Below are 25,167 nucleotides of genomic sequence, written 5' to 3'. Positions count from 1 at the left end.
GCCTTACTCCGCCGCCATCGTGTCCGGCGCCAAGCGAGCCGACAACGTGTTGCAATACCAATCCACGAACTGCAGCACGCCGGATTCCTGAATGGGTGAATATGGACCAGGTACATAGGCCGGACTGTTGATACCCTGCTGGTTGTCCTCGACCACCTGCCGGTCTTCGTCATTCGTGGCGACCCAGACTTCGGTCAGACGTTTCACGTCGTAGTCAACGCCTTCAACCGCGTCCTTGTTGACCAACCATTTGGTAGTGACCTCAGTCTCTGTCGGGCTGATCGGAGTGACTCGGAAAACAAGCGAGTGATCGGCAAGGAAGTGGTTCCACGTGGTCGGATAGTGGAACTTCAAAAGCGATCCCGCATCGGCAAAGGGCGACCGGCCCAACCAGCGGCGCACGGCAGACTTTCCGTCCATCGTATAGCTCTCAGCGCCTTCTTTCAGCGGCATACGCGCCAGACGGTATTGACCATCATCACTCAGATAGAACTGCGATGGCATACCCGCAGCCTGACACCGGTCGAAATGGGTCTGCATGTGGGCCGGGGTCTCACCGCCTTCGATCCCTGTAACGCCCGGATCGTCGGGAAAAGTCCGGCACAGAGCAGGATGGTTGCCGCCGCAGTGATAGCACTCGCGGTTGTTTTCCCAAACCAGCTTCCAGTTGCCGTTCTCGATGATTGAGCTTTCAAAGGCGACCTTGGCATTCCCCAGATCATGCGGCTCAAGATACGGGCGCGCTGTATTGGCGAAGGTGTCGAAATCTGGCGCGTCATCCGCAAGACATATATAGACCAACCCGGCAAGCTCGCGGCAATGGACAGTCTTCAATCCATGCTGTTTGGGATCGAAGTCCGACCCCATGTCACGGGCCCATAGCAATGAGCCGTCAAGTTCGTAGGTCCACTGATGATACGGGCAAACCAGCTTCGGCGCATTGCCTTTTGCAGCCTTGCAGATGATCGAACCGCGATGACGGCACGTGTTGTGAAACGCCCGTATCTGGTCATCGGAGCCGCGCACAATAATCACTCGGTAGGCACCTACATTGTACGTAACGTAGTCGCCCGATTTCACCAATTCACACGCCGGGATGGCAAACAGCCAGTCGCGATAATGGATGGTTTCAAGGTCGGTCTGAAAAATCTCGGGATCGGTATAAAACGCCTGTTCCAGAGCATAACCCAGGTTTCGACGCGCCAACAGGCTTTGGATATTGTTCACTTCTGGCTCTCCTGCCGCGCCCCGCGGCATTGCTTGGGCAGATGACAAGGAGGAACCGTCCGGAGGCGCGCGAGGATCACGTCCGAAACTCGTGCCCCCACCGCCACCCGCGGTTTGACATATCTGAGAGGCTGGTTTCCGGACTTGAAAGGGACTTGCGCCCGGTTGCGACACCTTCCCGGGATCCTCGTCCCAGTGGTTGATTGTCGAACCTGACCTTCCTTACCGTTGCGGGGGCAGTGCCGGACTTACACCGGCTTCCCAATTCTCCGCTGCCTGAGAATCAAACAGCGGCACCTCACGAATACCAAGTTATTTCAGTCGCTTTTAACCGCTGAAATACTTGCGACATTCGCGGACGCAAAACAGACATCGGATTCCTCGCACGCAAATCAATACGTGCGATTGTTCTCCTACATCCAATCCTCAAATGGTTTGGCCCAGACCGATCAGTTCCGACAAATGCCTCTAATGAGCCCAAGCTGCGCTTTAGATTTTCTCTCAGTGCGGCGGGTAGATCTACTGGTAGTTGGTTATTGCAAGTTGCTGGACTTTTCTGCCGACTAGCCGGCAGGTACAAAACTGTGCTCGACTGCTGTTTCCCGTCGGAACACGGAAGGGAAACTACCGAGGATCAACAACCCAACAAGTGAGCAAGTTTTACTCGGTCAACTTTGGAATTGTGGCGTTTGTCCATTGGTATTTTTCTCACGTGGATCACTTTGGCAATACCCAGTTCCTGCGCCAGACTACTCCAGTTTGATAGCTGACCCGCGTCACCTTCAATGCATAAAGCGGGGCTTTCTTCGAAGTTCATAAGCGCACTGTTCGTCACGCCCGGCCATTGCCGGGCTGCAATTTCGATTGCGAAAGGAAAGGTGCGACCAGTCGGGGTTCTTACATCGCTCCCCAGTCTACCCAGCAGCCACAAACGCCCCCGTTCATCCAAGTGACCCGCGTCGCCTGTTCGATGCCATATCGTGGTGCCGTCTTTGATTTTGTTTTCCTTGGAGTGCGAGGGATCAAGATAGCCATCATTTACATGATCGCCCGCGACCTGAACTTCATCGTTTCGAATTCGGAGTTTGATTTGCGAAACCGGAAACCCGACAAGAAGCCCCTTGCCTGCTGCCATTTCACGTTGGTCAACTTCGGAGATGTCACGTACATCAAGATGCGCAATCGGTTCAGCTTCGGTTGACCCATAGACGCAGACCACGTCCAGACCAGTATTGGCGAGCAGCCTCTCAACCAGGTCAGGAAACACCGGGCCGCCGCCGGTGAAAACCGTGTGCAGTTGGCCGGTATCTTTACACTGCGCAAGTTTTTCGCACAAAGACGGTGGGATCAAAAGCCGTGTAACTTGCTGCTTCGATATCCAGCCCGCTAACTGCTCGGGAGATAGTCGATCCAGATTGCTCATTTTCCAATTCGGCAGAACAGTCGTACGCCCGGCCGCAAGGTTTATCAGGGTGAAAACCGGGAACGCAACCAGATCCCGTTCGACTGCATCACTGTGTAGAAGCGGCGCAATGGCATCATGTTGCGCCATCAGAAACGCGTGACTGCGGGGTATGGCCTTGGCTTGACCTGTGGTGCCGGAAGTGAAGGAAATGAGCGCCGTGTCACTGTCATGAACAGCCGCGACTCCGGGGTCACTGCGGGCACTGCCTGGTAGTAAAAGACGCAGCTTAAACAGTTCCGGCACAACGAACTTCAGCAAAGCAAAGTGACCTGATGCGCAAAAGGCCTTGGGTTGGGTCGTTCTCGCTGCGTGACGCAACCCCGCGAGTCCCATCGCCGGTTCAGGCAAAACCACTGTTGCGCCCAATGACCATAAGGCCGCAAGGCTAGCGTAAAGATCAGCGTTGACCGGCATCGCCAGTAGAACGTAATCGCCTTGGCCAACTCCCTTGCGCTTCCACTTACTGGCCAATTGCTGTGCTCGTATCTGCACCGCACTAAAGGTGATCTCGCGACCGTCGCCCTCAACAATGGCCGTCCGGTCCGGGTGTCGATCAACCGCAATGGCAAAATGGTCCAGCAGGTTAGCCATCCAGACGCAGCCCAAACAGGTTGTACCGCCGGAATACCGTTGCCCCTTCGACAACGCTGCGATTGGCGGATTGGTTGTCATCATGGATCAACGCGTGGATGGCGGACTCATAGCCAAGCTTCAGGGCAGACATATGGAATTGACTGGCCAAATGGCGACCTGCGCCACGTTCAAGGCTTGCATAGGTCTTTAAGATTGCCGCTGTCGGGTTTGGGCCTTCTGCATAGTTCGGAATGCCAAACAGAAAGCCCGCCAATGAGCCGTCCGGACGCCGGGCAAAAAAGATAAGCTCGCGCTTCAACATCGGAACGACAGGCATGTACATAGCAAGAAAATCACGCTCAGAGATAGGCTTATAGAAGGCGTTTCGGGAAAAAGCCTCAACAGATAGATGATACACTTGCCGGAATAATTCTTCGGGGTTGGTTCCGTCCCAGGGCTCGACATTAAATGCGTCGGTTGCAGCAGGAGAAGACTTGGTCGTTTTTGCCAATGGCACACGTGCCGAGAAATACTTACTGATGGTGGTAAATCCCGCTGCCTTAAACACGTCGGGCTCATGTGATTTGTTTGTCGGCTCCATCAAAAAGGGTGCTGAACCGTCACTGTACGATACAAACCGGTAGCTGTGCCAAGTATCTCCGGACATCGGGCCAATGATCCGATCAACCCCGGCATGCCGGACACGTTCAATTGCCATTTGCAGAGCTTCCAAGCCGGCCTCTGGGGCCTCACACGAGAAGTCGCCGATTGTTGCAGCTGGGACGCCAGCCCAATCGGGGCCCTGCAGATAAACAGACAGTTTGGCACCGTCAGTCTGAATGCTCTCTTTCGTCATCATACAACTCCGGTGACAAATCCGTCGCCAATAGATCCTGCTATGAACCAAATGTAGTAGGCAAGCGGGGGTAGAACCGCCAAAAGCGTGAGCCTCGAAACACGGTTCTTTTGGAGTAATTGCGGAAAAACCAGGGGCACAATCGCCATAATTGCGAGTGATACAAGCGAGAGCGCGGTCAGGGGTTCAGCCCAGTTCGATTGATCAGAATTCAGGGAAACCGCCCAGATACGAATTAGAAACAGGACCGCGGCAACCAGCGGTATCGCAATAGGAATAGTGCGCAGCGCCACAGCAGTGAGCCCCATGGCCAACCCCATCGCACTGACTCCAAAAAAAGATATCGCATCCCATCCCGTTGCATTTCCCACCGCAAGCCAACCGAACCCCAAAAGCCCCAAGGCGGCTACGATATCCAGATCGGGATACTTACTGTCACAAGGAGAAGCAGTGCGCGCCCAACCGTGTGCGGCAAGAACCATGATAGGCAGTACTGTGTTCTGCAGTTTTGCGGCTGCCAGCAGCAGAAAAACCGCAACAACATAGACACGGGTCGTATGTTTGGTGAATCCCAGCTTTGTTCCCACCACGCCGAAACTGACCAGAGCAGCAAAGAACAAAATGGTTAGCACGGCCAGCTCTGCCAGTGAGCTAAAGTAATGGGCTTTCAGAAAAATCAACAAGCCGAGCGGCAAGAACAGATTGTCAAAGCCCCGCCAGCTTTGTGCCTCGACCAATGTGCCAAAGGCCGCAACCATAAGGGACAGCATCATGATGTTGGACGGCGGGAGTTTCGACAAAAACAAAAAGCAGATGATGGAAACCAACAGCGTAACGACAAAAAATACTACTGACCCTTCCAGGCTCTTGTCGCCATCTTCAACCACGTACCGCTTGGTTCCATATGTCGTTCCGGCAAGCGCAGCCGCAGCATCCGCCAGTGTCAAAACGGCGATCGGAAGCACGTAATACAGAGTGTTTTCCCCGGCCAGCAAAAAACAAAGTCCAACGGAAATCGCCAACAGGAAATCACCATATGAGGTGCGTTCGACGCTGTGCAAAGCTGCACCCAGACCGCGTGAGAACCGGGGCAAACGTAAGATCGACATTACAAGTATCGTTACCCCGATCAGCATGTAGACCGGCCAGCGATCCGGGAAAATCCACGGCAGAACCAGCGTGAACAGCCCGGTTCCGACATGCATTAGTTTACGTTGTACTTCTGCGTTTAAGCCAACCTTTTGCGCCAGCCGTCGGACAACTGCCATCAATCCCAACAGGGCCAGAACAGAAGCCAAGGCCAGCAGGATCTGGACCATGACACTCACGCGAGCACCTCTTCCACGACAAAGTCTGAATAGAAAAAGGCCATGTCCCGTGCTTTTAGCCGAGCCTCAATCTCGCGTTGTGTTTCAACTTCGCCTCTAAATGAAGCGGGCAAACGGCGCGGTGCCATCATGTTCCAATAAACAAGACGAGCCTTTGGCGCGGCAGCTGACAGGATTGATCCGTAGACCTGCGCAAACACATCAGGCGACATATATTCGAAAATGTCAGACAGGTTGAACCCGCTGGCTTTTTCACCGGTTGAAACGAAGGCCTCTAACGATCCGGGCCTGATATCGAGACGATCGAGGCGAGCGCGGATGGTATCATAATGCTCAGGCCGCCAGGCCATCGGCAGCGCGTCGCCATGCGTACCCTTCAGAATCCAGTGCAAATAGGGATTTTGCGACGGATCAGTATCAACGCCTGCGTGGCGAATGCGACGCGCCACATGCTGGGCAGGGCTGCCTTCAACGTGATCGAAGAACGCCTTGTCGCGTCCCATGCGCCCCATCACAAAGCGAGAAAAGAATACATTCAGTAACAGCCGCCATCTGAAGGTATTAAAGCGCGTATCGAAGAAAACCTCGCGCGCGTCCGGCGACCGGGGTGCAAAGACTTCATCAATCGTACGTCTGGAATGTACAAACGGCAAAAGCCGTGTGCGGAAAATACGAAAGTACCGCTCGAACTTGCCGACCCCGCCTATCCCGTAACGCTCCACATCAGGGGCAAGACCGGCCCAGAAGACGCTTGTTTCAGGATCAGTGGCCTTCAAAGCCCTCGTCAGCAGCTCTGCTCGCCTCTTGCTGGGCCGCGATCCTGTCAGTTCCAGAAATTCGGGGTGTGTCAAAGACTGGAAAGCCCCGATCCTTAATTTTAGACAGGCAATCTGCGCCGGTGAAAGATCGACAACCACAACTTTCGCGGGGTCCAGCGTTAGCATAGCCAGCGCGTTATCCCCTGCAGAACAAATGGACACCAGCGTGCCCCCCGCGCAATCGCCCAGCGCGTCGGTCAGAACGTCCGCATCCTCCCACAACTGAGCATATCGGATATGGTCGAAATCTGCCTTGCTCTCGATTTCACTATACCCCATCGCACCGTTCCACCTTGCCACTTGCCCCGTCGACCGACAGGGTTTCACCATCCTTGATCCATTGCGTGGCCCCTTTCAGGCCAACAACACAAGGGATGCCCAATTCGCGCGCCACAATTGCGGAATGCGACAAAAGCGACCCCCGTTCCACAACAATGGCCGAAGCGTTCGAAAACACCGCAATCCAGCCCGGATCGGTGTGACGCGCCACAAGGATGTCGCCGGGTTGCAGCGCCTCAGTCCGCGGGTCAAGGATCACACGGGCTTTTTCAGTTACTTGCCCGGCTGAACAACCGGTGCCAGTTTTCACACGCTCCGGATCGCTATCGAACTCTTCCGTATCCGCCCAGATCGGAGAAATGGCGGGACCTCGGATTTCGATACGTTCCGGCGGGTCCGGACGCAGGGACGCTGCAGCATCTTCGCGTTGGCGTTGCGCAACTATGGTTTTCAGATCAGGCGAAAGACTGAACCCTTCTACGGCTCCCAAGACCTCATACGTCGTCAGATGAAACACGTCGCGGGGTTCGACAAGCAACCCCCTTGCAGAAAACTCTCGACCGATGCCAAGAAAAACACGCCGGGCATGGCCGAAGATACGGGTACGTTCAAAGCGCAGGTTCTCTCGGTCACGAACGCGGGCCTTGACCCAGCCTATGATCCATTTAGACAGGTAGCGTTTCAGCGGATTGGCAGGAAACAGGGTTTTCCAGTCCGGCTCAGTGCTGGTGTGTCGCTTACCCTCGGGACGAGCTGCACTGGCTGCGATGGCCATCAACAGGCTGGTGGGATCATCGCGCAACGGTATACTCTCGAGCTTCAACTCCTCAGTGCATCGATCCCCGAATTTGTCCAAGTAAGACCGAACTTCAGCCTCGATCTGTGGAAAGGGGGCAAGGGTCTCAATCCGGCATTCCGCACTCAACTGATCAGTAATCCCGGCCTCGCGGACCAAGTGAGCCATGTGGGCAATTCGCTGCGCCGGTTCGGCTGAGATGATATCGCCTTGACCGATCATGACATCGTTATGCAGCAACAGCCCGTCTTCACCCAACCACTTGAGCAGCAGGTTGCGTGATGCGCCAAAAGCGATCATGCACAGGAAGTCATTTACAAGCGGTGCGTCCCAGCGATCCAGCAGGGTACTTTCGATATGGCGATACTCAGCAGCCAGTTCGGTCGCGTTCGCTGCTTCTATGTCGAGATCACGATCCAGAATGTTATTTAGTCTGCCATAGAAGTTGCGCCGGGTACGCGGCAATCGCACGGCCTGCCAGATCAGGCTGCCCGCAACCGCAGCCAGTTTGGCGTATTCCAAAATCTTGCGCGCGCCTTCGGCAGGAGCAGGACCAATCCCGTCCGTGATTTCACGCGGCATGGGCTCGGACACACCCATCATCGTTTCCATGTAATCGCGGTTCAGCGAGAACCCCGGCAGCAGCGCCAGAGCCCGGTACCAGTTGACCAGATTGTAATAAACACGCCCATCAATGCGCCCAAGGAAATTGTCGAAGATGGCCGAGTTCTGCGCGACGGTTCTATCCGAAACACCCAAAAGCCGCACGAAGGCGCGATAGACCCGAGAGTAGACATGCACGGCAAAGGAATAGGTCAGTGGACTGACCATGCCCGGATAGCTTTCGACGATATTCGAATTGTCAAAAATGGTAAGCGCATCATCCGGCACCGCAGCTGGTCTCAGCTCGGTCGTAATTGGTCGTGCCTGGAGTATGTGCAGCCCATCCGCATCGAACGCCCATTCGATGTCTTGTGGGATACCAAAAGCCTCTTCCGCTTTGCGCGCCAGCATTGCCACCTGAAGCGCCTGGTCCGGTGTCAAAACTTGAGCCGTGGCTTGGGCGCATTCAGGCTGCCTGTCTTGATCAATAGTCCAATCCTCACCATCAACCTCACCTGCCACCAGGGCGTCGCCTAGACCTTTGACGGCGGACACGACTACCGTGTTTCGTTGTCCGGTCACCGGATCGGCCGAGAAAGCGACACCGGCGGTCGTCGCATCAATCATGCGCTGTACAATGATGGCGGGGGCTTCTGCCTCGCCCCCGGATTTGACCGAGCGATAGGTAGCAATAGAATCCGTAAATCCTGATTGCCAAACCTGTTTCGCCGCCGACAGCACCTTGCTGCCGGTGACGTTCAAGACTGTATCGAACTGCCCCGCATGACTGTGTTCGGCACCATCTTCAGCCCGACCGGAGCTGCGCACTGCATAAGGTCCCGGACCCAACGTATTCAATGCCGCGCTGATCGCATCACTCAGCCCGCGAGCTGCAACGGGCCCTGTCTTACCTGCGCGGAAAGCGGCATCGGTTATGACAAAAAACGCAGGTGGATTGAACCCGTGACGGGCGAGGTTTGATAGCGCAGTGGCTTTTCCTCCGACCACCGTCGGATCAGTTGCATCGGATTGATAGACGATAAAGGTCACCTGAAGCCTCCGATCAGAAACGGCAAAAAGCCCGCTGTGGCATAACAAAAAAACACCCACAGTCCCGCGATTGTATCCATCCTGTCCTGTGCCTTAGGCGTTGGTGCCGTCATATAACTGCGTGCAGCAAGACCACAGGGCACCAAAGCAGCGGCCCCGACCACGACGGTTATCCATCCAACATCAGTTGCAAACCCTGTGCCCACCAGAAACCCAAAGGACAGCACAACACAGCCCAGCCAAACAATGGCGGCGCGCCGATACCCCCAAAGACCCGAATAGGTGTCTACGCCGTCAATTTCGTTTTCGGGCGACCATAGCTTGCGTCCGATCTCGAGAACGCAGCCATTCACAAAAGACAGCGTTAGAAACAACCAAAGTTTTGATGCAGCCCCTCCGGCCGGAAGCCATTCGATGCTGGTCAGCAGCAAATCGATCAGCGGCATAATCGCCATATGACTAATCAGATACAGAACCGGTCGCACCTTAAGCCAAGCTGGTGCCCCGAATTCGGTCGTCATTGCCGCCAGCCATACCCAAACCACAAGAAGACACCACAGAACCGGAGGATACCACAACCATGCAGCGGCGGTAGCCAGCGGTAGGGTCAGCAAGCCAAGCACCAACACCTCAGCCGGGGACACCAGCCCTCGTGGAATAGGGCGCTCGGGGCGGTAGCGACGGTCATCCTCGGCATCCTTGAATTCGTCGCAAACGCGCATCTGGAAAAACAACGCCATTGCAAGCACGAAGCCGACCGCAAAGGCGGGCCATTCGGGCAATGGGCGATCAGCAAGCCGGGCTGAGACGCAAATACTTGCTGCTGAAAACACCAACAAAAGCGGAACGGTCTTCTTCAGTGGAAAGCGTTCGGACTGATAGATCCACAATCGAGCCAGCAGAGTCATCTTTGGCGGGCCAGACTTTCATGGGCCCGCGTGAAATGCCCCGCAGCAATTGCGGCAACAATCGATATCTCTCCGCACAGGCAGATAGCGGCGGCCACTTCGGCCAGCGCCGTGCCGTGGCCAGCGCCCTTTAGTCCCAGAATGTTCAGCGCGGCACTCTGGCTGGGCAAGCCGGTACCGCCACCCACGGAACCAACAAGGATATTCGGGAGCGTCACCGAGCAGAAAAGGTCTTCCCCTCGGGGCTCCATCCGCGTCACCCCCATCGCGCTTTCGGCAACGCAGGCCGCGTCCTGGCCGGTCGCGATGTAAAAGGCCGCAAGCCCATTGGCGTAGTGAGCCTGAGCCCCAAGCTGACCCGATAGATGTGACCCGAGATTAGCGACCCGGCCATAGGCCATCATGGCATCCACGGTGGTGCCGAGCGTCTTTTCCACCACATCCGCAGGCAGGGTCACCGACGCGCTTACCTTCCGGCCTCGACCCGTCACCAATCCAAGCGCCGAGGCTTTCTTGTCGCCCGAAAAATTCCCCTCAATATACCAGTTTTCAATTGGCACCGGACAACTACCGTTAATGGCACGGCACAACGCATCCGTTGCGATGGTAACCATGTTCTGACCCGCCGCATCACCCGTGGTGTAGCGGCAAATCAGAAAGACAATATTCGTGTCTATGAAAGGCTCCAGCGAGACAAGTTTGCCATGCCGTGTTGTGGCCTCAGCCGCCGCCTTGAGATCATCGACATTGCTGACCACCCAATCGACGAACTGACCGGCCTGCAAAAGGCTTTCGAACACAAAGGCAGGTGTGCGCAATACACCTTCATATAAGACAGCCGTGCTGACCCCACCAGACCGGCCCGCGGCAAATGCCCCGCGCGCGTACGAGGCAACAAGCGCGGCCTCAGTCGTCGCCAGAGGCACATAAAAATCCCCGTTGGCGTTCATACCATTCAAGCGCAATGGTCCAACGATGCCCACCGGCACTTTCACGGTTCCAATGAAGTTCTCAATATTGGCGCTGTAGGTTTCAGAAGCTTCGACTGTTGCAGAATCCGCGATCAATGCTTGATCTGCGTCGCTTGACCCGGGTTTTAGGTGATCCCAGAACCGCGCAACCGTCTTACTGTCAGCCTTGCGAGAGGGGCGCAAAGGCGAAAAAACTTCGTCGCTTGGCGCCATCTGCTGTGGCGTGCGTTCAGCGTCATATCGCGCTTTTATACGCCGCAGCATTTCCCGCACATGAAATGGAATAATCAAAAGTCAGCTCCGACAAACGCTGTGTAAAACGACTGCAGACTTAATTCTGCGATGGCTGCACCCTAACAAGAAAGAAAGCAATATCCAGCGAATACATCCAGTTGGCGATTGTGAGCGATCCTGCCTTCTCTAAGTACAGCCGGCCGCTAAGTCAGGAAACGGAGGATCAAATGAGGGATCCAAGCGACACAAGCCGGAAGTTTATGTGCCGCCTTGTAAGGCACTGTGGGGCGACACATAGTCTTGCCATTCGGCGACCGGTAAACCATTGATTTTGTGTCATTCGATTATTCATGGACGCACTGGTTTTGTCTTTTGCGACGCAAAGATCTGCCGTCACATCAGAGTGATCCAATATTCCACGCCGCACTGACCTCCCGCAGTCAGTCAACGTTATCAAGAGCGGTCAGACCGATTTCAAAATGGTTTTGGTGAGTGCTGCACCCAATTTCAGGCAGAGGCGATGTATCTGGATAAGATCAAGATTTCTACTCTGCGGGCGCTTTCGCATTCGACCTCGAATTTAGAGTTCAAATGCCGATGGCAGGAACATTTCAAAATTTTTGCACGCGCTTTGAGCCTCATCGAGGTGATCCATGATCCAGGAGGCAAGGTCGTATGTAGTATGAGAAGGCGGACAGGACGAGAGTGTCGTCAGTGCGCAACTAAGCTAATTGCAACTCCAAATCATAAGGGTGAGCCTCAAAACCCCTGATACAAGACATTTCGGATGTCTCGTAAATCAAATTAGACTTGTCAGTTTGTAAGAAGCAAACGCCGCCGCACTAAAGGGGTTCAATGCCCAGCAAAGTCGCGCTTGCGCTGCCAAAGAGAATGGTCACCATTCAGCTTAGTCTGTCCGGTTTGGGCCATGGCAATACTCAACTCTTGGCTAAGAACATCCCACATTTGTTCTAAACCTGCCTCTCCGGCAGCTGCGATCGCAAACTGCAGTATCCGTCCAACAAAGACAAAGTCGGCCCCAAGTGTCAGGGCCTTAAGAACGTCCTCTCCTGACCATATCCCACTGTCGTAGAATAGGGGAAAATCCGACCCAAGGTCTGATCGAATATTTGAGAGCATCTCGATCGGCGCGGGGCTTGCCTCCAGCTGCCGTGCGCCATGGCTTGAGACTTGAATAGCATCAACGCCTGCAGACCGCAGCGCGCGGGCGTCCTCGATGTCCAGCACCCCTTTCACCACCAGTTTTCCAGGCCAGAGATCCCGCAGCCGGGCCAGCGTGTCCCATGTGGCCCGGGCTCGGCTCTCGGTGCGGTCGAAGTCATAACCCTCCATCTTGAAATTCGCCATTTCTGGCCTGCCTGCGAAAAGCGTCTTAAGCGACCAGCCGGGGTGCATGGCAAAGTCGAATAACTGTCTGGGGCCGATACGGAAGGGCATCGTGAAGCCGTGGCTCAGCTCACGCGGCCGGCGGCCGACTTCGGGGACATCCACTGTCAACACAAGGGTTTGGTAACCGGCCGCCTTGGCGCGTTCGGCCAGCTTAAAAGTGCCGCTACCGTCGCCACTGAAGTAAAGCTGGAACCACGCATATCCTTGCGCTGCCTCCAGGATGGTTTCGAGCGGGGTGGAGGCAACGGTTGAGACGCCGTGGGGTACACGGTAGCGCGCCGCCAGCCGTGCCAGCATCAAGTCGGCACCTGGAGCGGCCAGATTGCACATACCCATGGGGGCGATGCCAAAGGGGCGGTCTGCGTCGGCGCCGAAAACCTGTGATGCCAGGGACCGTCGGCTGACGTCGCGAAGGATGCGGGGCCGCAGGGTGACCGCGTCCAGCGCGGCACGATTGCGCGCTGCCCCGGTTTCACGCCCCGCGGCACCATCAATGTAGTCAAACACCATCCAAGGGAGCCGCCGCCGGGCAAGGCGGCGGGCATCCTCGGCGGAATGGATGGCGTTTTCGCCCATCAGTTGGCAACAGCCTTCATGAACCGATCGCGGATTACCACCGGGTCCATAGTGATCACAGGCATCTTTGCATTGCCACTGTCACACTTGACGACCAGCACTGTGGCCTCGCCGCTGGACAGTGCTTCTTCCAACGCTGGTCCGGTGTCCTTATCCTGCACCTCCACCACTTTGGCGCAACCAGCTGCCCGGGCCATCGCGGCCAGATCGGTGCGCTGGCTGGTGTAAGTTGGTTGATCACCGGTAGAGCCATAGGAGCCATTGTCGATGATCATCAGGATGTAGTTGCCGGGTGCGTTGTTACCGATAGTGGGCAGGGTCCCGAGGTTGGTCAGGATCGAGCCGTCACCGTCAATCACGATCACTGGTTTAGGCTGTGCGAGCGCCAACCCAAGCCCGATGGAGGAGGCCAGCCCCATGGTTCCCAACATGTAGAAATTGCTTGGCTGGTCATCGATCGCATGCAGTTCCTGCGACGGGATGCCAATGTTACACACAACCAGTTCGTTACGAAGAATTGGCGCGATCTCTTTAAGGATTTCGGAGCGGATCATTGGTCGCCATAGCCTCCCCAGAAATTGGCGTCAGTCAGGATGGCAACGGGTTTGTTGCACATGAAGGTGTATTTCAGAATGTTGTCCAACTCCTCGACGTCCTTCTGCCAATGAAAGTGGTAGGTCGGTATATTGAGTTGCGCCAAAAGCGCCTTGGTGTGAACCGCCATTTCGACCTGACAAGCCACTGGCTCGCGCAATTCGCCGCGGTAGGAGATCAGCATCGGCAGCGGCATCCGGTAGTACTGGATCAATGTGGCCAGCGTGTTGATCGTTACGCCGATGGCGGTGTTCTGCATGATGATTGCGGGCCGCTTGCCACCCATCCAGGCCCCGGCACACAGCCCCATACCTTCATCTTCCTTGTTGGAAGGTATGTGGAAGATGTCGTCACGCTGATCAATCTCTTCGATCACTCCCGCCAGCTGTTTGCAGGGCACCGTTGTGACGAAAGAGACGTCATTGGCCGCCAGATCGTCAGCGATCCTTTTGTCTATGTTCATAGTTGATTGCCTTTGTTGCGGATGTTCTTTGTTCAAAGTCATGTGGTGCGGCAAACATGTACAGCACAAGGTGCATGCCGGACCACTCGTGCGGCAGTCGAGCCCAGGAAAAAGTCGCTGAGACCTGGTTTGTGAGAACCGACGACGATGCAGTCCACACCGTTTTTTGCGGCGTATTCAACGATGCCACGGTATGAACGCCCCTTGACGATCACTGTCGTGACATCGCTGTAGTCTGCAGTTTTTTTGGCAAGCTGCTGGTGGGCCATGTCCAAACCATCGCGCACAGCATCCTCGTCCAAAAAGGTGCTGACGGAACCGTGCGGCGCCTCATAGACATGCAACGCGGTGATCCGCCCGCCCGGATTGCTCAGGGTGGCAGCGGCTTTCAGCGTGGTTCCGGAAACCCCGTGATCCAGAGCCATGGGAACCAGGATATTGTTATACATGGTAGCTCTCCATTCGATTGGCGCGTGGCTTCAGGCCCAAGGGTCAAGAATGATCTTCGGGGCCGCGACCGCGCCTTGCCGCAAATCGCGGAAGGCCGCAGCCCCGTCTGACAGCGGCCTGTGTTCGGGCCAGTCCAGCGGGCCCAAGCGACCATCAAAGATGGCATGCGCGGTGTCGCGAAAATCCTGTGCGGTGTATGTATAGGTGCCGATGAAAGTGATTTCCTGTAGCGTCATGCGGCGCACATCCAGACCACCTGAGTCTTCTCCCAAACCAACATGAACGATCACCCCGCCAGGTGAGACAGCAGTAGAGGCAGCCGCTCGCGTTGCTCTGTAGCCTACTGCGTCCACGACCAATGGAACCATGCCCTGAAATTCAGCGGCCGTCTGCTGCTTGCAGCGGTCTGCCAGAAAAGCCCTTCGTGCCGCATTGGGCTCTTGGATAGTCACATCCTCCATCCCCATCGCCCGCAATGCCAGCGCTGCGGCCAACCCGATCGCGCCCCCGCCAATCACCAGTGCGCGACGCTCCATCGCGGGATGCAGCGCCTCTAGTGCCAGCCGGGCCGCGTGCCAACTTACGGCCAGCGGTTCCGCCAGAGCGGCTTTTTCCAGCGGCACTTCATCGGGAACTGTAACAAGGTTGCGCTCTGGCATCGCGACGAACTGGGCAAAAGCCCCTTCGCGCGGAGGCATTGAGATGATTTGGCGGGCGGCGCAGAGGTTTTCGCGCCCTGAGGTGCAGCCGGCGCAGACACCGCAGGTCACCAGCGGGTTGATCGTGACACGCCGGCCCGCCAGCGGTCCTTCTTCGATCACGCCGGCGGCTTCGTGGCCCAGAATCAAAGGAGCGGGCCTGCGGTTATCATGTCCCAAATAGGCATGCATGTCAGACCCACAGATGCCGGAGGCGGCAATGCGGACAAGATGCTCCCCGGTTTGGGGCGCGGCGATTGGCACATCTCGCACACAGAGCGTCTCTACACCTTCGTAAACCAAGGCCTTCATTTCGCTGTAAACCCCCCGTCTACCATCAGGACTTGGCCGGTCACATAAGCTGAAGCCTCGGAACACAGGAACAAGAGCGGCCCATCGATGTCTTCCAATCGACCATTACGACCGATGCAGGTTTGTGCGGCGTTACGGGCTGCGCGTTTCTCATCGCTAAACACGGCTTCGGTCAGTTCGGTCGGAAAGAACCCTGGCCCGATCGCATTGGCGGTGATGCCAAAGCGTGACCAGGCCTCTGCCATTGCTCGGGTCAATTGGCCTATGCCACCTTTGCTGGCCCCATAAGCGATGCCGCCGGGAAAGGCGCGGGTGGTTTGGAGAGATGCGAAATTGACAATCCGACCCCAGCCGCGCTCCCGCATTGCAGGCGTCAATGCTTGACTAAGAAAGAACGGGGCCGAGAGGTTCAAATCCAGAGTTTTGTTCCATTCACCGATCGTTACATCATCAGCAGCCTGCCGTGTGTTGATGCCTGCTGCGTGGACCAAAATATCCGGTGGGCCAAAGGGCGCTGAAATCTGATCTCTCAGCGCCTCGAGTCTGTTGTTATCCGCAACATCAGCCGCCACATGCGCAGCGGATGAGCCAATCTCGGCGCTTAGGCTGGCCAATGCCTCCTCTCTGCGCGCAATCGCTACCACTTTTGCCCCGGCGGCTGCGAGGGCAACCGCCGCTCGTCGGCCCAACCCAGAGCTGGCACCAGTGATACAGGCGGTGCGGCCAGTCAGATCGAACAGGGCGCTCGGGTTAGCCATTTGCGGTCAGGTCAAAGGTTTCGTCCGGGAAGTATTTGGCCAGCCGCACATCGGCAGCGCGGGCGTGGCCCTCCATCCCTTCCAACCGGGCGATCCGCGCAGTGGCCTCGGCCACTGGTTTCGAACCGTCACGGGATGCGCGCTGCCAGGTGACTATCTTCATGTATTTGTGGACCGAAAGCCCGCCGGTGTAGCTGGCTGCGCGCGAGGTGGGAAGCACGTGATTTGTGCCAGCAGCCTTGTCTCCATAAGACACCGTGGTCTCCTCGCCCAAAAACAGTGAGCCATAGCAAGTGAGTCGATCCAGCCACCATTCCAGATCCTCAGCTTGCACGGTCAGATGTTCGGGCGCGTATTCATCGGAACAGGCCGCCATATCTTCTCGGTCCGTACACAGGATCACCTCGGCATAGTCGCGCCATGCGGCGGCGGCATTCTCGCGGTTCACTTCTGGCAAATCATCAATGTAGCCCGGCACCAGCCGCATAACCTCTTCCGCCAGGGCGCGGTCATCAGTTACCAGCCAGACCGGAGAGTTGTAGCCATGCTCGGCCTGGCTCACCAGATCGGTAGCGACGATGTGAGCATCTGCGGTGCCGTCAGCCAGGATCAGGCTGTCGGTGGGGCCTGCGATCATGTCGATGCCGACGCGACCAAACAGAATGCGCTTCGCCTCGGCGACAAACTGGTTACCAGGACCCACCAGGATGTTTGCCTTGGGCAGGCCAAAGAGGCCAAAGGTCATCGCCGCAACCCCCTGCACACCGCCCATTGCCATGATCTTGTCGGCACCGCAGATGTGCGCGGCATAGATGATGGCAGGAGCCACACCCACGCCGGGACGCGGCGGTGAACAAGCGGTGATATGTTTGCAGCCTGCCACTTTGGCGGTGGTCACAGTCATGATGGCGCTTGCAATATGGCTGTAGCGCCCGCCCGGCACATAGCATCCGGCCGCATCCACCGGGATCGCCTTTTGTCCGGTGATAAAACCGGGCGAGATTTCCATCTCCACGTCATGCACCGTGCCTTTTTGCAGTTGGGCAAAGCGACGTACATTGTCGTGGGAAAACCTAATATCGGCCTTCAGCTTTTCCGGCACCAAGGCGCAGGCTGCTTCGATCTCTTCCGGAGTCAGCAGAACGTTGCCTTCATATTGGTCGAATTTCGCGGCGTACTCCAAAGCCTTGGCATCGCCTCCGGCCTCAATATCGTCGAGGATGCCCTGCACGATCTTATGAGTTTCAGACGCGTCCGACTTAGGGGTCAGGGTAGCCTTTTTCAGATATTCACGGGTCATTTCCAAGGGGTCCTACTTGTAGATATCAGGAAGCAGCGTGGTTGAGATCGGCGGGAAATAGGCGATTAACAGCACCACGATTAGCATGGTCAGAACAAAGGGCACAGCACGGGCAGCAATCTTGAGAATAGACTCGCCAGTTATGCCCGATACGACAAAAAGGTTGAGGCCCAGCGGCGGGGTGATGAACCCCACCCCAAGCGCGGTGATCATCATGATGCAGAACTGGATTTCATTCATGCCGATGTTATCCGCCAAAGGCTTCAGAATAGGCGCCAGGATCACGATGTTTGGCGTGGTTTCCATCACGCAGCCCGCAGCGATCAGGATGCAAATCATCAGCAGGATCAACAGGGCGGGATCATCCGTAAGACCGGTGACTGCGGTCACAAAGCCCTGAGGCACACCCATGATTGCCAACGCCTCGGCCAACGGGGCAGAAAAGGCGATGATCGGCAGGATCACCCCATTCACCTTAGCGGAGCTAACCAGCATGGCCGGAAAGTCCGCCAGTTTCAGGGTGCCAAGGATGAAACCCATCACGATTGTAACGACAACTGCAGTGGCACCGGCTTCGGTTGGTGTCAGACGTCCGGAGAATATGCCATAGAAGATGATCCCCGGAACGATGAAGGCGTACCAGCCGGATTTAAGGGCATTGCCAAGATTGCCCAGCCATTCGCCAAACCCCATGTTGCCGCCGGTCTCATAGGTATAAAGCCGGTTCATAATGATGTTGGTGATCAGGATCGACACCAGGATCGCCAGACCCGGGATCAGTGCAGCCAGAAACAAGGTGGACGCTGAAATACCCAAAACCAATCCAATGATTATGTAGGCAATGGAGGGCGGGATAAGGATGCCGGTACAAGCGCCCGCCGCCACTAAGGCACAAGCGTAAGGGCGCGGATAGCCGCTTTCGACCAGGCGGTTAATGGTCATTCGTCCTACAGCTGCGGCACCGGCTGCGTCAGATCCCGAGATCGCCGCAAACATACCGCAGACCAGAACTGTGGCTGATCCGAAACCACCTCGGGTCCAGCAGGTTAATGCCTCGGCCACATCCAGAAATTTTTTACTGAGGCCGGTTCGGACCAGAACGTCTCCGGTCAGAATGAAAAGCGGCACCGCGGTCAGCGCAAAGGCATCGATGCCAGTGAACAGGCTTTCGCCGATAGCGCTCAGCGGCAAGTCTCCGGACATGACCAACATGGTGATGGCCGCGGCTCCAATCGCGGCCCAAACCGGCACCGCGAGCGCGATCAGAGCTACGAACATGATCACCGGAACGTAGAAATCCCAGCCGAGCTCGACCGTTTGATTAAGTGAATTCCACAGCATCGCTCAGGCCTCTCAATCAAACAGCTTGTCGCCTTCGAAGACGGGCGTGCCATCACGAAGGCTGCGCAAATCGCGCCGGAAAGACTGGAGCAATCGCCAGATCATCAAGGTGAATCCCAGCGGTACTGCCGCCAAGAACCAGACCATCGAAATCCGCAGGCCATGGCTGACGGAGCCGAACTTGGCTGAGACATGCACCGTTTCGAAGGACCAATAAAGCGCTACCAACGCGACTACGAACATCACCAGATCACCGAAGATGTAGATCAGAGCCTTGGTCCGCGGGCCAAGGTAATGCAGGATCACGTCGATACGGATATGAGCGCGCTCTTTGACCGCCGCCGCAGCGCCGATCCAAGCCAGATAAATGAAGGAATAGCGGACGATTTCCTCGCCCCAGATCGAGGAATAGGCAAACAGCTCGCGCCGTATCACTTCAATCGCCATCGTGACGACCAGCATTGTGTAGAACACCAGAAGCAGCCAACGCTCTGCGTTCTGGTCAATGGTTCGCAGGATGTTCATTGCCATTCCCGGTGTTCAGGCACACCCTTGCGTCCAGCTTGGCAGGCTGCAGCGAAGGCGGCTGTTGAAGAATAGGGCGGGCGCTTTCCAGCGCCCTGGCCCGATAATGTTCAGGCGTCGTGCACGTAGTATTTACCTTGCGTGCCTGCGGCCTCCTCGAGCTTGGCGAAATTGTCCATGGAGCCAGCAAGTTCAGTCTTGAAGGAATCCCATTCGCTAAGCTGATAGCCGCCAGCCTCTTTCCACTCGCCCAGTTGGTCATCGCTGAGGGCATGGAATTCGACACCGGCCTTGGCCAGTTCCGCCATTGCATAGGCACGGGCCGAAGGCACTTTGGCCAGGTTCTGATGCGCCGTCAGCTCGGATCCCCACATCACACCTTCCTGAACATCGGCAGGCAGCGAATTGAACCACTCGAGGTTACAGGAATAGACTTGGCTGTCCGGCACTGCCTGAGTGAATGTCACGTGGCTCAGTATGTCTTTGAAGCCAAAGACATAGAGTGCCCCGACAGATGGATCGAGCGCATCCGCAACGCCCTGTTTGATCGCCGAAGGCGTCTCACCCCAGGCCACAGGTGTCGGGTTGGCGCCAACCATGCGGTAATACTGCTGCAGCATTTTCGATCCCGGTACACGGAACTTCACTCCAGCCATGTCGCCGGGTGACATCACGGCATTGCCGCCTTTGCGCACCGCGACAACACGGGGGTCGATGTTCACATAAAACAGAGCTTTGAACCCGTTGGCTTCAACGTTGGGGTGTACCTCAGACTTCCAGAAGTCTGAATTCACCAAGTTGGTGAACCGCTGGTTGGAGCCGCAAAGATAAGGCATGTTGATCAAATCAACAGTGGAAGCAAACGGCGCGAAATTCGACAGCGAATGCTGCGCCGCCTGAATGGTGCCGCCCTGAACCTTTTGCACCAATGCACCACCGGCACCCAGCTGGCCTCCCGGCGCCAGTTTGACATAGATTTTCCCGTTGGTGGCGTTCTGGATGTTTTCCTTCAGATCCAACTGCATAATCGGATAGCTGCGCGATGCCCCCAATACATAGGCAGTGGCAACGGTCATGACATGATCTGCTGCACTCTCGCGCTCTTTCTCTTCCTTAGCGGTTTGTGCAGCGGCTTCTGAAGACCACAGCACACCGCCAGCACCGGCCACCACAGCCGCAGTGAATGAACCGGTTGAGGCCAGTTTCAGAAAATTCCGGCGCTCAGCAGATTTGAGGCCATCCTTGGCATTCGTCATTGTCTTCCTCCCTATTGATCCGTCAGCTGCCGTTTTTGTTCTTTTGGTCAGCTTCGCGTTTGAGAATGGCCGCTACGAAAAGGATCGAGGCGGCAAACAGAACCAGCATTTCTCCGACATCTCCTAAGAAAGCACCGCCGCCAAAGGCGCCCAACGCGACATTGGCAAAAAACATCGCAAAGACGGCAGCAGCAGCCCAAAGGAACATCTTAGAACTCCGGAATCGTATCTCGAATCTATTTGTAAGCGCTTACATTGATAATGCAAGCGCTTACATTCGTGGATGGCAGGCGCAGGTTTTTATGTTATGACAAGGTTCAAAGTCACAGCGGGCAACACATGGGAAAAAACCGTTCAGTTCCGACACTTAACGATGTCGCCAAGGCGGCGGGCGTATCAACCGCCACGGTTTCTCGATGCCTGAATTCACCGGATCAGGTCATTGAAGCTACCCGACAGCGTGTCATGCTGGCCGTCGAATCGCTGGGCTACACGCCAAACTTCGCGGCCCGGGTTATGGCGGCGAAGCGCAGCTACACTATCGGCGCCATTATTCCCACTATGGACAACGCTATCTTTGCCCGCGGGTTGCAGGAGTTTCAGGACCAACTTCGCGAGAGCGGCTACACACTTCTGGTGTCCAGTTCAGCGTATGATCCCGAAGTGGAATGGGAACAGATCCGCGCACTGGTTGCACGCGGCGCAGACGGTCTGCTGCTGATCGGGTACGCACGCGACGCCGAAATCTACACGTATCTGGAGCGACATCAGGTTCCGTCTCTGGTCGCCTGGTCCTACGATCCAGAAGCGCATCGTCCCTCTGTTGGTTTCGACAACACGGATGCCATGGGAAAGCTGGCGCAAGCTGTCATTTCAGCGGGCCACCAGCGGATCGCGATGATTTCGGGCCAGACTTTGGGCAACGACCGGGCGCAAAGTCGTGTGGATGGCGTCAGACAGACCATGGCAGAGAGCGGTCTGGACGCAAATTCCCTGACACTGATTGAAACGGACTATGAGATTGAAAAGGGTGCCGGGGCTTTTCAGCAGCTCATGTCGCTTTCTCCGAGACCGACGGTTGTTATGTGCGGGAACGACGTATTGGCAGCGGGAGCCCTGCGTGAGGCGGGAAGGCTGGGGATAAAAGTACCTGAGCAAGTCTCTGTAACGGGCTTTGACGATATTGAGCTTGCTGAGATCGTCAGTCCGGCATTGACCACTGTTCATGTTCCCCACCGGGAAATGGGACGTAAAGCTGCGCGTGAGTTGACTGCCATGGTTGAAGGTAATTCGGATGGCCGATCAATCTGTATAAATACACGGCTTGTGAACCGCTGTTCCTTGGCAAGACCACCACGCCAACCATAGCCAATGGCAGTCAGGAAAGCTTCAGACAGCAAGAAAACGTGCTTAAACCAGATGATCCTGAGAACATATCTAACCATTGCAAAATGGATACAACGTTCTGATTGGTCAGCAGCTACAACTCGCGGCAGCTCTTTCATGAGGCACTGCCGTGAGTGAATGCTCCGTCAGTTTGCCAATGGCAGCTTTGATGAACGCTGCAATACGGAGGCTGGATGAAGAGAATAAGAAGAAAATACAGTTTCAGTTGAACGTGTTCAGAGGATCAGACTATATCCCGAGCTAAGATTAAGCCAAATTTTGAGTTTCATCCTTCAATCCCGAAACCAATCTCAGTATCAGCACTAGACTGTTACGGCCTGCAGTAACTCATCGCGTGTCACGTCTTTCCTGGCGCCGTTGATCAAGACTTCTCCTCGTCGCAACGCGATAAATCTATCGGCAAGATCATAGGCAAAGTCAAAGTATTGCTCCACTAAGATGATTGCCATTCCGCTCGTGGCTCTGAGGTGCCGGATGACTTCACCTATCTGTTGGATGATGTTGGGCTGAATACCTTCTGTCGGCTCGTCCAACAGAAGAAGGCTTGGTCGCGTTATCAGTGCCCGCGCGATCGCCAGTTGTTGCTGCTGACCGCCAGAAAGGTCACCTCCGCGACGGTTTTGCATCTGCTTGAGAACCGGGAACATGTCAAAAATTTCACTTGGAATGAAATGCTCGCTGGCGGGCAGACAGGCGTACCCCGTTTCAAGGTTTTCGCGAACTGTGAGCAAAGGAAATATTTCACGACCTTGTGGAACATAAGCCACGCCTTTCCATGCCATTTGATGAGCAGGCAGGACACCCAAAGGTTCCCCGTCCAGTTCCAGATTGCCAGCCGAACGCGGATGCGTACCTGATATTGCCTTCATCAGGCTGGTTTTCCCGACACCATTGGTCCCCATGACGCAAGTCACTTCGCCTTGTCTGGCTTCCATGGAAATCCCGTTGAGGATTTGCGAATGCCCATAATGTAGAGTCAGATCAGTCAGCTTCAGCATTGTTTAGCGCCCTAAGTATACGTCGATGACGTCCTGGTTAGATGTCACGTGATCAAGGCTCCCTTCAGCCAAGACGGACCCTTCGTGTAAAACCGTGACTTTGCAATTCAGGCGCCGAACAAATTCCATATCGTGTTCCACCACGACAACGGCGCGGGTTCTGGCGGCTTGTAACAGCAAGTCGGTGGTGTGTTCGCGCTCCTGCGGTGTCATGCCGGCGGCAGGTTCGTCCACCAGCAAGAGTCGTGGTTCCTGGGCCAGCAGCATGCCAATTTCCAGCCATTGTTTTTGACCGTGGCTCAGTTCACCAGCCTTGCGGCTTAGGTCTTGATGCAGACCGATTTCGACGGCCAGTTCTTCGACTTTCTGCAAATCGTCAGTGGTGGTCCGATAGAAAAGCACGTGAAGCCAGCCACGTTTGTTCTGAAGAGCCATCAGCAGATTTTCATGCACGGTCTGGTCTTCAAAAACCGTTGGTTTCTGAAACTTCCGCCCGATCCCAGCCTGCGCAATTTTTGCTTCGGAAAGTCCCAACAAAGATACGGATTTCTCTCCCCAGATGACGCGCCCTTCATCGGGTCGGGTTTTACCCGTGATGATGTCCATGAAGGTGGTTTTCCCTGCCCCGTTCGGGCCGATCACTGCGCGAAGTTCGACCTCGCCGATCTGGAACGACAAGTTGTTGATAGCTCGGAAACCGTCGAAAGTGACCGAAACACCGCTAACCTCAAGCAAAGTGTTCATTCCATGGCCTCCTTCTCTAGTAGGGCGCCGTCATCCGGTCCTAGATTTGCCCCATGCCTGTCCGGGTGGCGGCGATCGGTCCACAAGTCGAACAATCCTCCAATGCCCTGCGGGGCGAACAACGTAACCAACACGAAAGTTACGCCCAGTAGCACCTGCCACCAGTCGACCCATTTGATCGTGTAAAACCCAAGCGAAATATCCGGGGCCTGCCCGCCCGTGAACCACGTACTGAGAAGGCTGACAAAAGCTGCACCGATTACCGCGCCGTACAAGCGACCTCGTCCACCGATGGCGACCCAGACGGCCAGATAAATCGAGGCGATTGGGGCCATCTCCTCGGGATTGATGATGCCAGCCTGCGGGTAGTAAAGCGCGCCGGCAATGGCCGCGATGCAAGCAGTCAGGGTGAAGACGGCCAGCTTGTAGACCTCGACCGAGTAGCCAAGGAAGCGTACCCGTGCCTCGTTATCGCGAATGCCGCGGATGACCGAGCCGAACTTGCCTGACACGATCCATGCGGCCAGCATGTAGCCCAGACCCAGCGCCAGTGCCGAGGCCCAGAGGAACCAGATCGACACGACGTCCTGTGAGGTGGTGACACCTGGAAGATTCTGCAAGCCGGACAGCCCGTTATTGCCGCGCAAGCCGCTGTCGTTCTGGAACAGGTACAGGGCCAGCGCCAAAGTCATGGCCTGCGTCAGGATCGACAGATACACACCGGTTACACGACTCCGGAAAGCCAACAATCCGAAGATCAGCGCCAGCAGGCCCGGGATCAGCACGACCAGGATCAGTTGTAGTGTCAGGCTGTGGGAAAACGCCCAGATCAACGGAAATTCCGACGATCCGACAACGCCAAAGACTTGTGTTGCGATGGCGTCCACCACCTCAGCCGAAGTCGGTGGAATTTCGGCCTGTGCCAGCGAGTCGACCACGATCAGACGGGTGCGTTCGTACATCAGCCACATACCGATCATGTAGCCCCCTAGCCCGAAGAAGGCGAAGTGGCCCAACGACAGGATGCCAGTGAAGCCCCAGACCAGATCCATCGCCACTGCGATCAGGCACAGGCACAGGGTTTTGCCCAGCGTTTTGACGAAGCTGGTCGAGATCACACCGATCCCGAATCCCTCGGACAGGATGGTCACGCTCAGGGTGAACAGGGACAGGATTGCAAGAAAGACCAGCACGGATGGGTTCTTGGCGATAAAGCTGCGTTCCATG

The 25,167-nt window shown here is 56.0% G+C and carries 23 protein-coding genes and 1 riboswitch; of the genes, 1 reads left to right on the top strand and 22 read right to left on the bottom strand.

Annotated elements, in window-relative coordinates; genetic code table 11:
* Positions 1-3 precede the first annotated feature (3 nt).
* From ACR0CW_RS10435 to ACR0CW_RS10345, 19 genes are all read right to left on the bottom strand, one after another.
* Positions 4-1,257, bottom strand: coding sequence for an aromatic ring-hydroxylating oxygenase subunit alpha (locus ACR0CW_RS10435; RefSeq protein ID WP_480787804.1), 1,254 nt, complete (start codon positions 1,255-1,257; stop codon positions 4-6).
* A gap of 82 nt (positions 1,258-1,339) precedes the next feature.
* Positions 1,340-1,543, bottom strand: a riboswitch (cobalamin riboswitch).
* A gap of 318 nt (positions 1,544-1,861) precedes the next feature.
* Positions 1,862-3,364: an AMP-binding protein gene (locus ACR0CW_RS10430; protein WP_480787717.1), complete on the bottom strand. Its 1,503-nt coding sequence runs from the start codon at positions 3,362-3,364 to the stop codon at positions 1,862-1,864.
* Positions 3,276-4,121, bottom strand: coding sequence for a hypothetical protein (locus tag ACR0CW_RS10425; RefSeq protein WP_480787716.1), 846 nt, complete (start codon positions 4,119-4,121; stop codon positions 3,276-3,278). The genes ACR0CW_RS10430 and ACR0CW_RS10425 overlap by 89 nt, the downstream gene beginning before the upstream one ends.
* Positions 4,121-5,449, bottom strand: coding sequence for a hypothetical protein (locus ACR0CW_RS10420; protein WP_480787715.1), 1,329 nt, complete (start codon positions 5,447-5,449; stop codon positions 4,121-4,123). The genes ACR0CW_RS10425 and ACR0CW_RS10420 overlap by 1 nt, the downstream gene beginning before the upstream one ends.
* The gene (locus ACR0CW_RS10415) at positions 5,446-6,546 is read right to left on the bottom strand and encodes a BtaA family protein (RefSeq protein WP_480787714.1); all 1,101 of its coding nucleotides are present in this window, start codon (positions 6,544-6,546) and stop codon (positions 5,446-5,448) included. Before ACR0CW_RS10415 ends, ACR0CW_RS10420 begins: the two co-directional genes overlap by 4 nt.
* Positions 6,536-8,995, bottom strand: a complete 2,460-nt coding sequence (locus ACR0CW_RS10410; protein WP_480787713.1) for a PEP/pyruvate-binding domain-containing protein — start codon at positions 8,993-8,995, stop codon at positions 6,536-6,538. The genes ACR0CW_RS10415 and ACR0CW_RS10410 overlap by 11 nt, the downstream gene beginning before the upstream one ends.
* Positions 8,992-9,903: a UbiA family prenyltransferase gene (locus ACR0CW_RS10405; protein WP_480787712.1), complete on the bottom strand. Its 912-nt coding sequence runs from the start codon at positions 9,901-9,903 to the stop codon at positions 8,992-8,994. The genes ACR0CW_RS10410 and ACR0CW_RS10405 overlap by 4 nt, the downstream gene beginning before the upstream one ends.
* Positions 9,900-11,138: a hydroxymethylglutaryl-CoA reductase gene (locus tag ACR0CW_RS10400; RefSeq protein ID WP_480787711.1), complete on the bottom strand. Its 1,239-nt coding sequence runs from the start codon at positions 11,136-11,138 to the stop codon at positions 9,900-9,902. Before ACR0CW_RS10400 ends, ACR0CW_RS10405 begins: the two co-directional genes overlap by 4 nt.
* An 822-nt stretch (positions 11,139-11,960) precedes the next feature.
* Positions 11,961-13,094, bottom strand: a complete 1,134-nt coding sequence (locus ACR0CW_RS10395; RefSeq protein WP_480787710.1) for an alpha-hydroxy acid oxidase — start codon at positions 13,092-13,094, stop codon at positions 11,961-11,963.
* Complete coding sequence (gene comE, locus ACR0CW_RS10390) at positions 13,094-13,648, bottom strand: sulfopyruvate decarboxylase subunit beta (protein WP_480741139.1); 555 nt, start codon at positions 13,646-13,648, stop codon at positions 13,094-13,096. The genes ACR0CW_RS10395 and comE overlap by 1 nt, the downstream gene beginning before the upstream one ends.
* On the bottom strand, positions 13,645-14,151 hold the full coding sequence (gene comD, locus ACR0CW_RS10385) for a sulfopyruvate decarboxylase subunit alpha (protein WP_155150217.1): 507 nt from the start codon (positions 14,149-14,151) through the stop codon (positions 13,645-13,647). Before comD ends, comE begins: the two co-directional genes overlap by 4 nt.
* 38 nt (positions 14,152-14,189) lie before the next feature.
* Positions 14,190-14,600: a universal stress protein gene (locus ACR0CW_RS10380; RefSeq protein WP_170332085.1), complete on the bottom strand. Its 411-nt coding sequence runs from the start codon at positions 14,598-14,600 to the stop codon at positions 14,190-14,192.
* Between the two features lie 30 nt (positions 14,601-14,630).
* A complete protein-coding gene (locus tag ACR0CW_RS10375) occupies positions 14,631-15,611 on the bottom strand; it encodes an alcohol dehydrogenase catalytic domain-containing protein (RefSeq protein ID WP_480787709.1) in 981 nt (326 codons plus the stop codon).
* Positions 15,608-16,369, bottom strand: a complete 762-nt coding sequence (locus tag ACR0CW_RS10370; protein ID WP_480787708.1) for an SDR family NAD(P)-dependent oxidoreductase — start codon at positions 16,367-16,369, stop codon at positions 15,608-15,610. The genes ACR0CW_RS10375 and ACR0CW_RS10370 overlap by 4 nt, the downstream gene beginning before the upstream one ends.
* Positions 16,362-17,669 (bottom strand): histidinol dehydrogenase, encoded by a 1,308-nt coding sequence (gene hisD / locus ACR0CW_RS10365; protein ID WP_480787707.1) that lies wholly within the window; start codon positions 17,667-17,669, stop codon positions 16,362-16,364. Before hisD ends, ACR0CW_RS10370 begins: the two co-directional genes overlap by 8 nt.
* A gap of 12 nt (positions 17,670-17,681) precedes the next feature.
* Positions 17,682-19,010 carry a TRAP transporter large permease gene (locus ACR0CW_RS10360; RefSeq protein ID WP_480787706.1) on the bottom strand — a complete coding sequence of 443 codons (1,329 nt, stop codon included), beginning with the start codon at positions 19,008-19,010 and terminating at the stop codon, positions 17,682-17,684.
* Positions 19,011-19,022: 12 nt separating this feature from the next.
* A complete protein-coding gene (locus ACR0CW_RS10355) occupies positions 19,023-19,535 on the bottom strand; it encodes a TRAP transporter small permease (RefSeq protein WP_170332094.1) in 513 nt (170 codons plus the stop codon).
* A 110-nt stretch (positions 19,536-19,645) separates the two neighbouring features.
* A complete protein-coding gene (locus ACR0CW_RS10350) occupies positions 19,646-20,791 on the bottom strand; it encodes a TRAP transporter substrate-binding protein (RefSeq protein ID WP_170332096.1) in 1,146 nt (381 codons plus the stop codon).
* Positions 20,792-20,813: 22 nt separating this feature from the next.
* Positions 20,814-20,999 carry a hypothetical protein gene (locus tag ACR0CW_RS10345; RefSeq protein WP_480787705.1) on the bottom strand — a complete coding sequence of 62 codons (186 nt, stop codon included), beginning with the start codon at positions 20,997-20,999 and terminating at the stop codon, positions 20,814-20,816.
* Between the two features lie 131 nt (positions 21,000-21,130).
* On the opposite strand from ACR0CW_RS10345, the gene ACR0CW_RS10340 reads away from it, so the two are divergent.
* A complete protein-coding gene (locus ACR0CW_RS10340; RefSeq protein WP_480787704.1) occupies positions 21,131-22,159 on the top strand; it encodes a LacI family DNA-binding transcriptional regulator in 1,029 nt (342 codons plus the stop codon).
* 341 nt (positions 22,160-22,500) lie between these two features.
* Here the strand turns inward: ACR0CW_RS10340 and urtE are convergent, their stop codons facing one another.
* Genes urtE through urtC form a run of 3 tightly spaced genes read right to left on the bottom strand, consistent with a single transcriptional unit; the run spans position 22,501 to position 25,166 of the window.
* Positions 22,501-23,196: an urea ABC transporter ATP-binding subunit UrtE gene (urtE, locus tag ACR0CW_RS10335; protein WP_480787703.1), complete on the bottom strand. Its 696-nt coding sequence runs from the start codon at positions 23,194-23,196 to the stop codon at positions 22,501-22,503.
* Between the two features lie 3 nt (positions 23,197-23,199).
* Complete coding sequence (gene urtD / locus ACR0CW_RS10330) at positions 23,200-23,940, bottom strand: urea ABC transporter ATP-binding protein UrtD (protein WP_480787702.1); 741 nt, start codon at positions 23,938-23,940, stop codon at positions 23,200-23,202.
* Positions 23,937-25,166, bottom strand: coding sequence for an urea ABC transporter permease subunit UrtC (gene urtC / locus ACR0CW_RS10325; RefSeq protein ID WP_480787701.1), 1,230 nt, complete (start codon positions 25,164-25,166; stop codon positions 23,937-23,939). The genes urtD and urtC overlap by 4 nt, the downstream gene beginning before the upstream one ends.
* Between the last annotated feature and the right edge of the window lies 1 nt (position 25,167).

The organism is Ruegeria sp. CH6 (assembly GCF_056537005.1).
This window is presented reverse-complemented; position numbering and strand designations above follow the sequence as displayed.

Coding starts and splice junctions, on each gene's coding strand:
- ACR0CW_RS10355 (WP_170332094.1), bottom strand. CDS start 19,535: ATGAACATCCTGCGAACCATTGACCAGAACGCAGAGCGTTGGCTGCTT.
- urtD (WP_480787702.1), bottom strand. CDS start 23,940: ATGAACACTTTGCTTGAGGTTAGCGGTGTTTCGGTCACTTTCGACGGT.
- ACR0CW_RS10345 (WP_480787705.1), bottom strand. CDS start 20,999: ATGTTCCTTTGGGCTGCTGCTGCCGTCTTTGCGATGTTTTTTGCCAAT.
- ACR0CW_RS10350 (WP_170332096.1), bottom strand. CDS start 20,791: ATGACGAATGCCAAGGATGGCCTCAAATCTGCTGAGCGCCGGAATTTT.
- hisD (WP_480787707.1), bottom strand. CDS start 17,669: ATGACCCGTGAATATCTGAAAAAGGCTACCCTGACCCCTAAGTCGGAC.
- ACR0CW_RS10430 (WP_480787717.1), bottom strand. CDS start 3,364: ATGACAACCAATCCGCCAATCGCAGCGTTGTCGAAGGGGCAACGGTAT.
- ACR0CW_RS10400 (WP_480787711.1), bottom strand. CDS start 11,138: ATGCTGCGGCGTATAAAAGCGCGATATGACGCTGAACGCACGCCACAG.
- ACR0CW_RS10370 (WP_480787708.1), bottom strand. CDS start 16,369: ATGGCTAACCCGAGCGCCCTGTTCGATCTGACTGGCCGCACCGCCTGT.
- ACR0CW_RS10380 (WP_170332085.1), bottom strand. CDS start 14,600: ATGTATAACAATATCCTGGTTCCCATGGCTCTGGATCACGGGGTTTCC.
- ACR0CW_RS10375 (WP_480787709.1), bottom strand. CDS start 15,611: ATGAAGGCCTTGGTTTACGAAGGTGTAGAGACGCTCTGTGTGCGAGAT.
- ACR0CW_RS10395 (WP_480787710.1), bottom strand. CDS start 13,094: ATGGGCGAAAACGCCATCCATTCCGCCGAGGATGCCCGCCGCCTTGCC.
- ACR0CW_RS10435 (WP_480787804.1), bottom strand. CDS start 1,257: ATGCCGCGGGGCGCGGCAGGAGAGCCAGAAGTGAACAATATCCAAAGC.
- ACR0CW_RS10340 (WP_480787704.1), top strand. CDS start 21,131: ATGGGAAAAAACCGTTCAGTTCCGACACTTAACGATGTCGCCAAGGCG.
- ACR0CW_RS10415 (WP_480787714.1), bottom strand. CDS start 6,546: ATGGGGTATAGTGAAATCGAGAGCAAGGCAGATTTCGACCATATCCGA.
- ACR0CW_RS10425 (WP_480787716.1), bottom strand. CDS start 4,121: ATGACGAAAGAGAGCATTCAGACTGACGGTGCCAAACTGTCTGTTTAT.
- ACR0CW_RS10360 (WP_480787706.1), bottom strand. CDS start 19,010: ATGCTGTGGAATTCACTTAATCAAACGGTCGAGCTCGGCTGGGATTTC.
- ACR0CW_RS10405 (WP_480787712.1), bottom strand. CDS start 9,903: ATGACTCTGCTGGCTCGATTGTGGATCTATCAGTCCGAACGCTTTCCA.
- comD (WP_155150217.1), bottom strand. CDS start 14,151: ATGAACATAGACAAAAGGATCGCTGACGATCTGGCGGCCAATGACGTC.
- urtC (WP_480787701.1), bottom strand. CDS start 25,166: ATGGAACGCAGCTTTATCGCCAAGAACCCATCCGTGCTGGTCTTTCTT.
- urtE (WP_480787703.1), bottom strand. CDS start 23,196: ATGCTGAAGCTGACTGATCTGACTCTACATTATGGGCATTCGCAAATC.
- comE (WP_480741139.1), bottom strand. CDS start 13,648: ATGATCCGCTCCGAAATCCTTAAAGAGATCGCGCCAATTCTTCGTAAC.